We start from the raw sequence: 13,820 nt of genomic DNA on the forward strand, positions 1-13,820 counted from the left end.
CCGCTGCGCCGCAGCCCTGATCGCCCCTGGCCACGGCCGCGCGAGTGCGTGTCGCCACTCCTCGTCAGAGGGCCGTGCCGCTCGCGGCGCAGCGCTACCGTGCTGCCATGCGCGAGTGGAACACCGACCTGCCCAACTTGATGGAACCGTGGTTCTGGACGCAGCCTGCAGACGAGATCGATTCGGTCATCGCGCGCTATCACGCCGAAGCGCCCCTGGACTGGTTCGAGGAGCCTTATTTCTCGGAATGGGTGGCACCGAGCCCCGGCTACTGGTGCGTCACCCGCCACGAGGACATCGCGACAGTCTCACGCAACACCGAAGTCTTCAGCTCCGCGAGAGGCATCACTCTGGGCGACAACCCGCCGGAGTTCACCGAGTTCTTCAGTTCCATGATCGCCATGGACGACCCTCGTCACGCACGGCTGCGCCGCATCGTGGCCAAGGGCTTCACGCCCAAGATGCTCGAGCAGCTCGACGGCGGCATCCGTGAAGGCGCACGGGAGATCGTGAACTCGATCTGCGAGCAGGGCAAGTGCGAGTTCGTGTGGGACGTGGCGGCTGCGCTGCCGCTGCGCATCGTGTGCGACCTCATGGGCATACCCGGTTCTGAGTACAAGTTCGTCTTCGATCGCACCAACATCATCCTGGGCATCTCCGACCCCGACTTCCAGCCGCCCGACGGCGACCTCGCCACAGCGCTGCTGCAAGCCGGTGCCGACTTGGCCGAGCTCATGAAGGAAGTCGCCGCAGCCAAGCAGGGGGGCGACGGCACCGACCTCACCAGCATGATCGTGAACGCCGAGCTCGAAGATGACCGCCTCAGCGAAGCCGATCTCGCCAGCTTCTTCGTGCTGCTGGTGGTGGCCGGCAACGAGACCACCCGCAATTCGACTGCTTGGGGGCTCAAGTTCCTTACCGACAACCCCGACCAACGCGCCATCTGGGCGGACGACTTCGAGGGAGTTGCGCCTACCGCCGTCGAGGAGATCGTCCGGGTTGCCAGTCCGGTGAGCTACATGCGCCGCTCGGTGACCCGCGACATCGAGTGCGGCGGTCGTCAGATGCGTGAGGGCGACAAGGTGGCGATGTTCTACATCGCCGCAAATCGCGACCCCGCAGTGTTCGACGAGCCCTTCAAGTTCGACGTGCTGCGCGACCCCAATCCGCAGTACGGCTTCGGCGGCCCCGGACCGCACTTCTGCCTCGGCGCGCACCTGGCAAGGCGCCAGATCACCACGATGTACCGGGAGCTGTTCACCCGGCTGCCTGACATCGTTGCCGTGGGTGAGCCGGACCTGTTGCAGGCGTCGTTCATCCACGGCGTCAAGCGCCTCGACGCCGAGTTCACGCCCGCTGCACCGATGGCAGCCTGAGCACCTCGAGACCGGCGACCTGACCCCTTCATCACGCTGCCCCGTAGCGTTCTTGCCATGAACCGACCGCAGATCGCACCGGCGACCGGCAAGCTCGGCGTGCTCACGCCCGGCATGGGAGCCGTGGCCACCACGTTCATTGCCGGGGTGCTGGCAGCGCGTGCTGGATTGGCGGAGCCGATCGGCTCGGTCAGCCAGATGGCCCACATCCGTCTCGGCGGCCGAGCCGACGGCCGTAACCCGCTCATCCGTGACTTCGTGTCTCTGGCGTCACTTGACGACCTCGTGTTCGGTGGCTGGGATCCCATCACGCCCAATGCGCTCGAGGGCGCCCGCACGGCCGGCGTGCTGGAAGACCGCGATCTCGGCGTCATCTCGCGCGAGCTGGAAGGCATCGTGGCGATGGATGCCGTGTTCGACACGCGCTGGGTGAGCCGACTGGAGGGCACCCGCACCAAGCCCCCGATGGGCAAGCTCGAAGCAGCCCAGGCGCTGATGACCGACATCGAGCGTTTCCGGGCCGAGAACGAATGCGAGCGGTTGGTGATGGTGTGGTGCGGCTCCACCGAGGCATACCAGGAGCCATCTGATGTGCACGCCAGCGTGGAGGCATTCGAGGCCGGTTTGGCGGCCGACGACGGCAACATCTCGCCCAGCCAGATCTACGCCTACGCAGCGCTGATGAGCGACGTGCCGTTCGCCAACGGCGCGCCGAACCTGACCGTCGACATACCGGCCATGACCGAGCTGGCGCAGCGCCGTGGCGTGCCCATCGCCGGCAAGGACTTCAAAACCGGCCAAACGCTGATGAAGACGCTGGTGGCACCCGGCCTGAAAGCCCGGATGCTGGGGCTGCGCGGCTGGTACTCCACCAACATCCTGGGCAACCGCGACGGCGAGGTGCTGGACGATCCCGAGAACTTCAAGACCAAGGAGACGTCGAAGCTCGGCGTGCTGGGCACGATCCTGCAGCCGGAGACCTATCCCGAGCTCTACAGCGAGATCGACCACGTGGTGCGGATCAACTACTACCCGCCCCGCGGCGACAACAAGGAGGGCTGGGACAACATCGACATCTTCGGCTGGCTCGGCTACCCGATGCAGATCAAGATCGACTTCCTGTGCCGCGACTCGATCCTGGCGGCACCGATCGTGCTCGACCTGGCGTTGTTCTTGGATCTGGCCCAGCGTGCCGGCCAAGGCGGCGTGCAGGAGTGGCTGTCGTTCTACCTCAAGGCGCCCCAATCGGCCGATCCGGCAGGGCCCGAGCATGACCTGTTCATCCAGCAGACCAAGCTGAAGAACACCCTGCGCGAGTGGATGGGCGAGGAGCCAGTCACCCACTCCGAGGCCGGCTGACGCCCGGCGGGCAGCCCGCCCGCCCTGGCGCTGCCAGCGCCGGTTGCGCGTCACCGGCCAGCCATTCACCGATTTCTCAGGTTCGCTTCAGGGTTCTCTCAGGTTCGCCCGCCAGGCTCGGGGATGTCGCACACCCCCGGCGAAAGGACTGGCGGCATGACCGACTCCGACGAGATCAACGAGCCCGTTAAGGCTCGGCGAGACAGGCCCCTGCGCAAGCGATGGTTCGCGCTTCTGGTCACCGCGCTCCTCGCAGCGACTGCGGTCGTTGCGTTCAGTGCGGGCAGCGCCAGCGCGCAGACGCAGAACCACGGCAGCGACGCCGGCCAGCAGCAGGCTGACGCTGACGAGACCGACGACACTGACGATTCGGATGGCACCTGCGACAGGGACGGCGCACGCCGAGGTGTCAAGCTCGGACGGTTCGGCATGGGAGACACGCTCACCGAGTTGCTGGGCATCGACGCCGAGACCCTGCGCGAGAAGCTGAAGGGCGGATCGACGCTGGCCGACATCGCCGCCGAGCAGGGTGTCGACGTCACCGATGTGGTGAACGCACTCGTTAGGGCCATCAGCGAGAAGGCGGCCGAGCACGACCGCGAGATCGACACCGACGAGTTGTCCACCCGGATCACAGCGGTCGTCAATGGCGAGCGGCCTGAACGCTCCGAAGGCAGCGACAGCTGGCACGGCCGACGCGGCGACAAGCACCACGGCGGCATGGGGCACGGGCGCCTCGGTCGCTGGGGCGGGCACGGCCACGAGAATCCGGCCAGCGATGCGAGCACGAGCGCTGCCGGCACAGCCGCCGCATAGCTCTCGCTGCGGTTGAGCAGCGTCCGAAGCGGGCCGGTCTCCCTCCGCCGGTCCGCTTCTACGCGTCTTGGTGCAGGAAGCGAGGCTCACACCACGGTGAAGACGGCGATGCGTGTCCAGCGGTCGGGGTCGTCGGGATCCGCGCCGCCGTAGATGGGTCGCAACTCGAAGTCGAGCCCGCTGGTTCCGGACCGAGATGGCCATGAGTGAACGCGCCCGCGCTCACGATGCCGGCGTAGGCGTCGCTGCCGAGATCGAGGCGGCCAGTGAGGTCAGCTTCGAAGAGCTGCCGGTAGGTCGCGCGCCCCTCGTGCATCTTGGCGGCGGCCTTCGCCAGCATCTCAGGCGAGATGTCGATGCCATCGATCACCCCGACACCCAGCCGTGCCAGCTCGGCACCGACCACACCCGTTCCGCAGCCCACATCGAGCACCGGCCCATCGAGACCGTTGCGAAGGTTCTCACCGCCGCAGAAAGCGGCCGCCACATGCAGGTGGTACTCGTAGTCGTTCTCAGCGAGAAAGACCGACTCGTAGGTCTCTGCCCACGAGGCATACAGCTTGCGGTTGTCCTCGGGGCCGTCGACGGCGTACGCGTCGTCGAGTCCGATGCGCGTCGCTGCGGAGTCCGTCGAAGATTGCTCGGTCATAGTTGCGAGACGCTAGTGCTGCCGTTCTCTGCGCAGGGGTGCCGTTGGGCGCTGCGGTGTTGCGCAGAGAAGCGAGTCGATACCTCAGACGAGCAGCGGGTCGGTCAGCACTTCCACCAATGCGGGACCCGGGTGAGCCAAGGCCTCGCTGAGCGCCGTGTCCAGTTCGTCCGCCGCCGTCACCTGGCGGCCCATCGCCCCGCACAGCTCCGCGAACTCAGCGAAGCTCGGGTTGTGCAGCGAGGTCTGCCAGACGTCGAACTCGGCCGCTCGCTGCTCCTTGGAGATCTTTCCCAACTCGCCGTTGTTGAGCAGCACATGGGTGATGCCCATCCCGTACTTGACGGCCGTTGTCAGTTCCATGGCGTACTGGCCGAAGCCGCCGTCGCCCGACACCGAGACCACCGGCCGGCCGGCCCAGAGCGAACCGTCTGCGCCCTCAGCGCTGACCGGCGCACGCTGGGTCGCGACCCAGCAACCCATTGCGGCCGGGAACGCGAAGCCGATCGACCCCAGGTAGCCCGACATCAGCACGGTCTGGCCGCACGGCTCGAAGTAGCGGCCGAACGAGTACGCGTGGTTGCCGACGTCCACGGTCATGACGGCATCAGCCGGCACAAGGCGACTCAGGGCCTCGAACACGACCGCCGAGTTCACGCCGCTGCTGCGGTCGTCGACCTGCCGGCGCTGCTTCTCGGCCCGCCAGATGTCCCAGCGCGCTGCCACCTCGGCGGCGGCCGACGGGCTGCCGGCCCTGCTTGCGAGCGCCCCGACCAGCGCCCGGGCCGCCACCCCTGCGTCGGCCAGCATCGGCACGGTCACCGCATGGAACCTGCCCAGCGCCATCGGGTCGAAATCCACCTGCACGATCGGCTTGTACGACGCGATGCCGGTGTGGTTGGCGAACGACACGCCGAAGGTCACCAGCGCGTCGGCCTCGTTCATGAACCAGCTCGCGATCGGGGTGCCCGACCGGCCGAGCACGCCGCAGGCCAGCGGGTGCTGGTCGGCAATCAGTCCCTTGCCCTTGAAGGTCGTGGCCACCGGCGCATCGATGGCCTCGGCTAGCGCCACGATGTCGTCGATGCCGCTGCGGGCACCGTGACCCACAACGATCATCGGCCGCTTCGAACCCGACAGCACGTCTGCGGCCGCGTCAAGCGCATCGGCGGCAGGCGACACGCCGCGGTCACCGGTGCGGCCCTGCGGCGAGCCAGCCGGTCGCTCGGGCGCAGCCGCCGGCAACACCTGCACTTCATCCGGCAGCACAAGGTGCGCCACGTCGCGCTCCACCAAGGCGGTCTTGCAGGCCAGATTCATCAGCTCGGCTGCGTCGGAGCCCGCTTGGACTGTCGCCGAGTAGCGAGATACGTCGGCGAAGGCCGCGGAGAGGTCGGTGTCCTGGAAGGCGCCCCGGCCCCGAACGCTCGACGGCACTTGGCCCGACAGCGCGAGCACTGGCGCACGGTCCATCTTTGCGTCGTACAACCCCGTGAGCAGGTTGGTGCTGCCGGGCCCGGCGATAGCGAAACACGCTGCAAGGCCTCCCGTCAGCTTTCCGTAGGCGGTGGCGGCGAACGATGCGGCACCTTCGTGCCGCACCCCGATGAATCGCAGCGAGCCATCGGCCTCGGCCTCGCGCAGGGCATCTGCGAATCCCAAGTTGGAGTGCCCGACCATGCCGAACACCCACGCCACGCCCCAGGCCGTCATTGTCTCGACGAGCTGGTCAGACACGGTGCGGGACCGGCTGGGGGCGATCGGCAGCGCGACGTACACGCCGTCGGACCTGACTTCGGTGCGGTAGGCGGCCGGTGCGTCGTCAAACGGCGGCGGCGGGGTGCCGTTACGTGGCGAATAGTCGTAGCCGTGCCACGGGCAGCGCAGCCATCCCCCCTCGATGCTGCCCTCGCCCAAGGGACCGCCCTGGTGGGGGCACGCGTTCGCGAGACACCCGAAGCCCGACTCCGTTCGAGTGACGCACAAGCTCTCACGCTCGACCGTGACCGTCGTGACGCGGCCCACGTCGAGCTCGTCGACGCCAATGAGCCGGTGCCACGCGAACGCGCTGGCGGGCAGCGCTGGCACTGCGGCGCTGGGCGTCGGATGCTGGGATGTGTCGCTCATCGCTCGCCCCTGTTCAACTAGCGCTCATCGTCGCACACCGCCCAGGGGCATCCGTAGTCGCAAAGCGACGCCAGACACCTCTGCGCGGCTCTAGCGTTTCCGGCGTGCTCTTCCTCGTGCGTCACGCTTCCGCAGGCGATCGGCGTGCCTGGCGGGGCGACGACAGCGCGCGACCGCTGGATCCGATGGGCCACGCGCAGGCGGAGGCCATCGCAGCGGCGCTCGCCTCAGCACCGATCCTGCGCATGCTGTCGAGCCCCAGCGTTCGCTGCGTCCAGACGATCGAGCCGCTTGCGGCGCAACTCGGCCTCGACATCGAGATCTCCGCCGAGCTGGCCGAGGGCGCCGACGGCTGGCGAACCGAAGCGTTGGTGGAGCGCCTGTGCGGCGAGACGGGCCACAGCGTGCTGTGCAGCCACGGCGACGTCATACCAGAGGTGCTCTGGCGCTTGTCCTACCGTGGCATCGACGTGAACCCCACACGCTGCAAGAAGGCGTCGGTGTGGGAACTGCATGTCGCCGACGGCACCGTCAGCCATGGCCTCTACCGGTCCCCTCGAAGTCTCGGTGCGCGTGTGGAGGACCTGACGTGAGGGCGAGCCGGCACTACTACGTCGAGTCGTTCGACACGATCTCGCTAGCGCCGTACCGGATCAGCAGATCGCCGTTCGCGCATCGCTACACAACCCCCGAGACCGTCCACGCGGTGTACTGCAACCGGCTGTACCCGATGAAGTCGAGCTTCGACGAGGATCCCATCCCGGCCTACTGGAAGCTGCGCGAGGGCGTCCTGCTGTACGACGTGCCTGAGATGCCCCTGGCAATCGAAGGTCCCGATGCCGCGCGGCTGCTTGAGTGCGTCCTGGCGTGCAGGGTCGCCGATCTCGGCGTTGGCCGATGCCGGTACGGGCTTGGGTGCAACGACGACGGCGCGATCCTGATGGACGGGGTGCTGATGCGCCTCGCCGAGGACCGCTTCTGGTACGTCATCGCCAACGGCGACTTTCTGAGCTGGCTGAAGGCGCACGCCATTGGGCTCGATGTCGAGGTCTTCGACCCTCGCTCACGGGTGTTGCAGATCCAGGGACCCACGTCGCTCGATGTGGCCGATGCGGCGATCCGCGGCGGGCTGCCAGCCGATTTCCGCTACTTCCGCGCCGGCTACTTCGAGGTCTGCGGCCAGACGCTGTGGGTGTCTCGCACGGGCTGGACGGGCGAGGCCGGCATCGAGATCTACTGCAACAGCGGGCCCGAGCTCACCGACTACGACGCACTGTGGGACGGCCTGTTCGCCTGCGGCGAACGCTTCGGCATGGAATTCAGCACCGGGTCGTCCATGGGGATCCGACGTATCGAAGCCGGAATCCTGGACAACGGCAGCGACATCGAACCCGACCTGACGCCCTTCGGCGCTGGCCTCGGCCAATTCGTCCGGCTCGACAAGGAGGATTTCATCGGCAAGGCCGCGCTGGAGCGCGCCGATCGCAGCCAGCTGCTGTTCGGCCTGATCTGCCCCACGGCGATGCCCGAGCCTGGCATGGGCATCAGCTACGCAGATCGCCAGGTCGGGCACGTCACCATCGGCACCTGGTCGCCCACGCTCGATACCGGCGTCGGCTATGTGCGCTTCGACCAATCGCTCCCCGGCGACGACTGGCTCGCCAAGACCGTCCGCCTGCACGACCATGACGGCACGCCGCACGCGGCGACCGTCGACACGCTGCCTTTCATTGACAAGCAAAAGCAGTTGCCGCGCGTCGTCTGGGGCGGCCCGGCCGCAGCCGCCGGCTGATGCTGACGCTCGACGCGGCGGCGGTGCAACAGTCCACGCCGTGGCACGAGCTGATGGAGGCAATCGAGCGCCTGCTGGTCGACCGCAACGCCTCGGTGCCGCAACGAGAAATCCATGACGTCGGCCTGCCGGACGGCGGGACAGGTTCGCTGTTGGTGATGCCCGCCTGGGTGGACCGCGAGGTGCTCGGGGTGAAGGCGGTGACCTACTACCCCTCCAATGCCGGCACAGACCTGCCGACCATCAGCGCCGGCTACCTGCTGTTTGACGGTCAAACCGGGCAGCTCTGCGCAGTGCTCGACGGCGACGAGCTCACGCTGCGGCGCACTGCAGCGGTTTCTGCCCTCGCCGCCGACCGTCTGGCCCGCCCAAACGCCCGGCGCTTGCTGGTGGTCGGCACCGGCAACTTGGCGCCGAACCTGGCGCTCGCCCACGCCGCCGTCCGCTGTTTCGACGTCGTCGAGGTCTGGGGTCGCAGCCCGCAGCGCGCCGCCGCCACGGCGCAGCAGCTCGTCGATCATGGTCTGCCGGCGCAGCCAGCCGGTTCACTTGAGGAGTCCATCGAGCGAGCCGACGTCGTCTCCTGCGCCACGGGTGCCACCAGCCCGCTGGTGCGCGGTGCCCTTGTGCGGCCGGGCACGCACATCGATCTGGTCGGGGCATTCCGGGTCGACATGCGCGAGGCCGACGACGAGGCCGTCAGCCGGGCGACGCTGTTCGTCGACACGCTCGACGGCGCGCTCGGGGCGGGAGACCTGGCACAGCCGCTCGATGCCGGCGTGATCTCCGTCAGCGACGTCGCTGCCGACCTGGCGTCGCTCGCCGCCGGCCGCCACCCGGGACGCACCTCCGACAGTGAGATCACCCTGTTCAAGTCGGTCGGCTTCGCACTGTCCGATCTGGCCGCCGCCAGGCTCGTGCATCGCCGGATCGCATCCGGTGCAGTGGGCTCACCAGATGCGGGTGCATCACACTCGTGATGGTCCGAACCGGCAGCCGACGCCTCGGCTGGGGCCTCGCAGCCCTCGGCATGCTGCTGGTGTCCACGGATTCGCTGTGGGTTCGTGTCTCCGGCGCCGATGCGCTCGACATCGCCTTCGTCGTGAGCGTGTTGTCGCTGGTGCTCTACGGCACCATGGCCATCCGCCAGGCGTCGGCGTCGTGGGCATCGTTGCGGGCTGATACCTGGCCGCTGCTGGTGATCGGGGTGCTCGGCGCGATCAGCCAGCTCACGTTCATCTCGGCCATCACCCATACCGAGGTGCCCAACGTGGTGGCGATCGTGGCCGCAGCGCCGGTGTTGGCGGCGGCGTTCGCGTGGGTGGCTCTGCGTGAGCGCACGTCGCCGCGGGTGGCCGTGGGCATCGCGCTGACCGTGGTGGGCATCGGCATGGTGGTGTCCACGTCGATCGGCTCGCCCAACCTCGGGGGCGACTTCCTGGCTCTCATCGCGGTGATCTGCTTTGCCGCCAGCACGGTCATCTGGCGCCGCCATCGGGACATGAGCCGTATCGTCGGCCTGTCGCTCGCGGCGGTGCTCGTGGTGATTCCCACGGCGTTCGCGGCCGATCTCGGCGCGCTCGACGCCAAGGCATGGGCGGCCATCTTCGCCATGGGCCTGGTCTGCAATCCGCTCGGGCGCTTGTCCTACAGCAATGCCCCCAGGTACGCGCCGGCCAGCGAGGTGGCGCTCTTCGCCCCGGTCGAAACCGTCGCAGGCATCGTGTGGGCTGCGCTGTTCCTCAACGAGTACCCAGCGCTGGTCACGCTGGGCGGAGCCGTGGTGGTGATCTTCGGCATGCTGTACGCGACGGTGCTGGACCGCAGGGGCGCGGTGGCATTCGGCAGCGACTGACGACTGCTGGTTCGCAAGGGGCCGTTCGGGTCTTCGCTCTGCGAGCCGCTCGGATACTGTCCGAACCCATGGGGTCCCCCGACGACGCTCCCTCCGGGCCTCCGAAACGCAAGAGTCGCCTGCCTCGCAAGAAATACGAGCGTGAGCTTGAGCTGCTGCAACAAGAGCTGGCCCACCTCCAGCGCTGGATCCGTCACCAGGGGCTGAAGGTCGTCGTCATCTTCGAGGGCCGCGACGCCGCCGGCAAAGGCAGCACGATCAAGCGCATCATCCGGCGGCTGAACCCCCGCATAGTTCGCGTCGTGGCACTGGGCACGCCCAGCGACCGCGAGAAAACCCAGTGGTGGTTCCAGCGCTACGTAGAGGAGCTGCCAGCGGCGGGCGAGATGGTGATCTTCGATCGCAGCTGGTACAACCGCGGCCTCGTCGAGCCGGTGATGGGCTTCTGCACCGACGACGAGTACGAGGAGTTCCTGCGCTCGTGCCCCGAGTTCGAGCGGATGCTGGTGCGCTCGGGCATCATCCTGATCAAGTACTGGTTCTCGATCAGCGACGAGGAGCAGGAGCGCCGCTTCCAACGACGCATTTCCGACCCGGCTCGCCGCTGGAAGCTCTCACCGATGGATCTCGAGGCCCGTACGCGCTGGGTGGACTTCTCACGCGCCAAGGACACCCTGTTCGCGCATACCGACATCAAGCAGGCACCATGGTGGGTTGTCGAGGCCGACGACAAGCGCGCCGCACACCTCAACTGCATCGCCCACCTGCTGTCGCAGATGCCCTACGAAAAGGTGCCCTGGGAGCACGTCGATCTGCCCGATCGGGGCGCAGCCGGCGGCTATGTGCGCCCGCCGATCACCGACCAGACCTTCGTGCCCGAGCTGTTCTGAGCTGGGCGAGCTCAGGCCTCAGTCCGCGATTCCATATTGATCTCGAGCAGCCGGGCCGCGATGGTCCGGGCTTCGTCGAAGCTTCCGACGAAGTGGTCGCCGGGCACCCGGTGCAGCACATCCAGTGATTGCAGGCTGCCGGAGGGCAGGTTCTCGAGCCCGATCACGATGCACTCCGTGTCGTGCTCCATTGCAGCGTCGATGAGCTGCTCCACCACCAGAGCGGCGCTGTCGTCGACGTAGCTCGTCTCGGTGAAGTCCAAGATGACGACCTCGTGCTCGACGATGTCCTTGCTGATGGCGATGCGCAATCGGTTCGAGGAAGCGATGGTGAAGCTGCCGCGCATCTTGACCATGCCGACGCGGGCCGTGAACGCGTCGAACTGGCTGATGTCCACCCGGTCGCTGTCGGCGAAGAACACCGCGTCGAGCATCGGCACCGACAAGACGCTGTCGAGCTCGAGGCGCTCGAATCGGCGGCTGGCTGCCAGCGCTGCAGCGACAACGCCAGCGGCGATGGCCACCAGCAGGTCGACGAACACCGTGAGACCGAGCGTGAGCAGCATCACCAGCACATGCTCGGGCTGCACCCGGTAGAGGTGCGTGATGAGCCGCCAGTCGATGAGGCTGAGCCCCAGCCACAGCAGGATTCCCGCGAGTACCGCGTACGGGATGGCGTCGATGAGACCGCTCAGCACGATGATCAGCACGAGTGCGATCACCGCCGACGCGGCGCCGGCGACTCGGGTCTGCGCGCCGGCTCGGACGTTGGCCAACGTCGCGCTGGGCGACCCGGCGCCCGGCAGGCCGCCGAACATGGCCGCGACCGCATTGCCGAGACCCACGCCGATCATCTCTCGATTCGGATCGTGCTGCTGGCCCGTCATGGAATCGGCGTGCGAAGCGTTCATCAGGCTGTTCATCGCGCCGATCAGGGCGATGGTCACGGCGGCACCCACAGCGCCCCAGAAGCCGCCGGCGGGCATCTCCATTGCCCAGAAGGACGGGGCCTCGACGACGTCGGCGATGCGCGGAGCCCCATCGAACACGACAGCACCCACGATGGCGCCGACAACGAGAGCACCGGGAACACGCGGCACATAGCGCCGGAGCTGCCTCGGCCAGCCGGCGCAGATCACGAACGTGGTTACCGCCAGGCCGAACGCGTGGAAGTCCATGTCGCTGGCGGCGTCGTCCCAGTGACGGATGGAGTCGATGGGGTTGCCCAGGATCGGGTCGGCGCCGAAGAACGGCAGCACCTGCAGCAGCACCAGCATCACGCCGATGCCGCTGATGAAGCCCGACGTCACCGAGTACGGCGTGTACTGCACGAGGCTGCCGAGCCGCAGCAGCCCCATCAGCACCTGCAGCACACCGGCGATGAAGATGATGACGAGGGCCTCAACCGGGGTGTCGGCGTAGCGCACCAGCACGAAAGACACGGCAATCGCCATCGGCGCTGTTGCCGCCGAGACCTGCACCCGGGAGCCGCCCAGCACCGCAGCGATGAACCCGACGGCGACCGCGCCCCACAGTCCTGCAATGGGACCGAGTCCGGACACCACACCGAACGCGAGCGCCAGCGGCAGCACGACTATCGCGGAGACAAGGCCGGCCCCCAGATCGGTACGAAGGCGACCGCTGTCGTAGTTCATCTCAGACCTCGCCGCGTGGTATGCGCCCGCGGGTCACAGTAGTTCACTGCCGAGCGAACTCAGCCGAACATTCCCCCATCGACGGTGAATTCTTGGCCGGTGCAGTAGCTGCTGGCGTCTGAGGCCAGGAACAGCACCACCCGGCCGACCTCGGCGGGCTCGGCGATACGGCGCAGCGGCACCTGTCGCAGCACCCGCCGCGTACGGTCGTCGTCCTCGGTGAACACGCTGGTCTGCGCCAGCATCTCGGTGTCGATATAGCCGGGATGCACCGAGTTGACGCGCACGTTGCGGCGGCCGAGCTCCTTCGCCGCCGACTTTGTCATGCCACGCACGGCCCATTTGCTGGCGCTGTAGGCGAACGACCCCATCGTGCCCATGAGGCCTGCGACCGAGCTGATGTTGATGATCGAACCGGATTCGGCATCCGCCATGGCGGCCCCGACCTTCTGCATGCCCAGAAACACGCCACGGGCGTTGATAGCCAGCATGCGGTCGTAGTCAGCCACCGAGGTGTTCATGAGGCCCGCTCCCTGGAAGATGCCCGCGTTGTTCACCAGGACATCGATGCGGCCGTGCCGGCCCATGACGTCGGCAACCACCGCATCCCAATCGGCCTCGGCGGCCACGTCGTGATGCAGGTACTCGCAGCCCACCTCGGCGGCGGTCTGCCCGCCCTCGTCGTCGAGCACGTCGGTGAGCACCACCGTCGCGCCCTCGCCAACAAAGAGCTGGCCCTCGACGGCGCCCTGCCCTCGTGCGCCGCCGGTGATGATCGCAACCCGTCCGTCCAGAACGCCCATTTGCTGTCTCCCCGTGTCAAATGTGATCGGCGAAGGCGGTCTGCCCCTCGCCGCGCCCGCGCGCGAGCGACGGCGAGACCCTAGACCTCGACGCCCGCAGGTGCCGTTGTCCCCGGGCTTCCGGGATCGCTCAGGAGCGTTCGGCGCGGCCCAGCTCAGCGAGTATGGCCGAGAGCTGCTCGCCGTCGTCAGGCGTGTTGACAGGGATCGAGAACTCGATGCGGTCGATGTGGGGGCCGTAGCGCTCACCCAGCAAACCGCCGATCTGGTCGTAGGTGCCGACGGTGGCGATGGTGTGGAGCATCTCGTCGGACACGATCGCCGAGATCTCATCCCAGCGCTGTGCCTTCGACAGCACCGCGGCCTGGGTGGCCTCATCAGTCCAGCCGTGCACGTCGAACGCTGCCCGGTAGGCGGGGGTGGACAGGTAGAAGCCGACTCGCTCGCGCACGGTGCGGGCCACCGCAGCCAGCGTCGCCTCATCGGGAGCCGTGGCCA

12 protein-coding genes and 1 pseudogene are annotated in these 13,820 nt (G+C 67.7%); 8 read left to right on the top strand and 5 right to left on the bottom strand.

All coding sequences use genetic code 11. The features are described 5' to 3' along the window. The first annotated feature begins 107 nt into the window (after positions 1 to 107). From VI480_RS02090 to VI480_RS02100, 3 genes are all read left to right on the top strand, one after another. Positions 108 to 1,376: a cytochrome P450 gene (locus tag VI480_RS02090; RefSeq protein ID WP_323671154.1), complete on the top strand. Its 1,269-nt coding sequence runs from the start codon at positions 108 to 110 to the stop codon at positions 1,374 to 1,376. Between the two features lie 57 nt (positions 1,377 to 1,433). Further along, a complete protein-coding gene (locus tag VI480_RS02095; RefSeq protein ID WP_323671155.1) occupies positions 1,434 to 2,735 on the top strand; it encodes an inositol-3-phosphate synthase in 1,302 nt (433 codons plus the stop codon). A gap of 156 nt (positions 2,736 to 2,891) precedes the next feature. Then, positions 2,892 to 3,551, top strand: coding sequence for a hypothetical protein (locus tag VI480_RS02100; RefSeq protein ID WP_323671156.1), 660 nt, complete (start codon positions 2,892 to 2,894; stop codon positions 3,549 to 3,551). 58 nt (positions 3,552 to 3,609) lie between these two features. Here VI480_RS02100 and VI480_RS02105 read toward each other — a convergent pair whose 3' ends face one another. Then, positions 3,610 to 4,200, bottom strand: coding sequence for a class I SAM-dependent methyltransferase (locus VI480_RS02105; protein WP_323671157.1), 591 nt, complete (start codon positions 4,198 to 4,200; stop codon positions 3,610 to 3,612). 84 nt (positions 4,201 to 4,284) lie between these two features. Further along, complete coding sequence (locus VI480_RS02110) at positions 4,285 to 6,327, bottom strand: thiamine pyrophosphate-binding protein (RefSeq protein ID WP_323671158.1); 2,043 nt, start codon at positions 6,325 to 6,327, stop codon at positions 4,285 to 4,287. Positions 6,328 to 6,431: 104 nt separating this feature from the next. Between VI480_RS02110 and VI480_RS02115 the strand changes: the two genes are divergently transcribed. The 5 genes from VI480_RS02115 to ppk2 all read left to right on the top strand — a co-directional run bounded on the left by VI480_RS02115 (position 6,432) and on the right by ppk2 (position 10,864). Continuing rightward, entirely contained in the window at positions 6,432 to 6,920 is a 489-nt protein-coding gene (locus VI480_RS02115) for a phosphoglycerate mutase family protein (RefSeq protein WP_323671159.1), read from the top strand. Beyond that, entirely contained in the window at positions 6,917 to 8,119 is a 1,203-nt protein-coding gene (locus VI480_RS02120; RefSeq protein WP_323671160.1) for an aminomethyltransferase family protein, read from the top strand. The genes VI480_RS02115 and VI480_RS02120 overlap by 4 nt, the downstream gene beginning before the upstream one ends. Continuing rightward, a complete protein-coding gene (locus VI480_RS02125; protein WP_323671161.1) occupies positions 8,119 to 9,099 on the top strand; it encodes an ornithine cyclodeaminase family protein in 981 nt (326 codons plus the stop codon). Before VI480_RS02120 ends, VI480_RS02125 begins: the two co-directional genes overlap by 1 nt. Beyond that, the gene (locus VI480_RS02130) at positions 9,099 to 9,974 is read left to right on the top strand and encodes a DMT family transporter (protein ID WP_323671166.1); all 876 of its coding nucleotides are present in this window, start codon (positions 9,099 to 9,101) and stop codon (positions 9,972 to 9,974) included. Before VI480_RS02125 ends, VI480_RS02130 begins: the two co-directional genes overlap by 1 nt. A gap of 68 nt (positions 9,975 to 10,042) precedes the next feature. Further along, complete coding sequence (ppk2, locus tag VI480_RS02135) at positions 10,043 to 10,864, top strand: polyphosphate kinase 2 (RefSeq protein ID WP_323671162.1); 822 nt, start codon at positions 10,043 to 10,045, stop codon at positions 10,862 to 10,864. 11 nt (positions 10,865 to 10,875) lie between these two features. Here the strand turns inward: ppk2 and VI480_RS02140 are convergent, their stop codons facing one another. The 3 genes and pseudogenes from VI480_RS02140 to VI480_RS02150 all read right to left on the bottom strand — a co-directional run. Further along, positions 10,876 to 12,519, bottom strand: a complete 1,644-nt coding sequence (locus tag VI480_RS02140; protein WP_323671163.1) for a SulP family inorganic anion transporter — start codon at positions 12,517 to 12,519, stop codon at positions 10,876 to 10,878. Positions 12,520 to 12,578: 59 nt separating this feature from the next. Further along, positions 12,579 to 13,322 (bottom strand): glucose 1-dehydrogenase, encoded by a 744-nt coding sequence (locus tag VI480_RS02145; protein WP_323671164.1) that lies wholly within the window; start codon positions 13,320 to 13,322, stop codon positions 12,579 to 12,581. Positions 13,323 to 13,452: 130 nt separating this feature from the next. Beyond that, positions 13,453 to 13,820 (bottom strand): annotated as a pseudogene (locus VI480_RS02150) (LLM class F420-dependent oxidoreductase); the annotation flags it as partial.

The organism is Candidatus Poriferisodalis multihospitum, from assembly GCF_028283155.1.
GTDB classification, from domain to species: domain Bacteria; phylum Actinomycetota; class Acidimicrobiia; order Acidimicrobiales; family Poriferisodalaceae; genus Poriferisodalis; species Poriferisodalis multihospitum.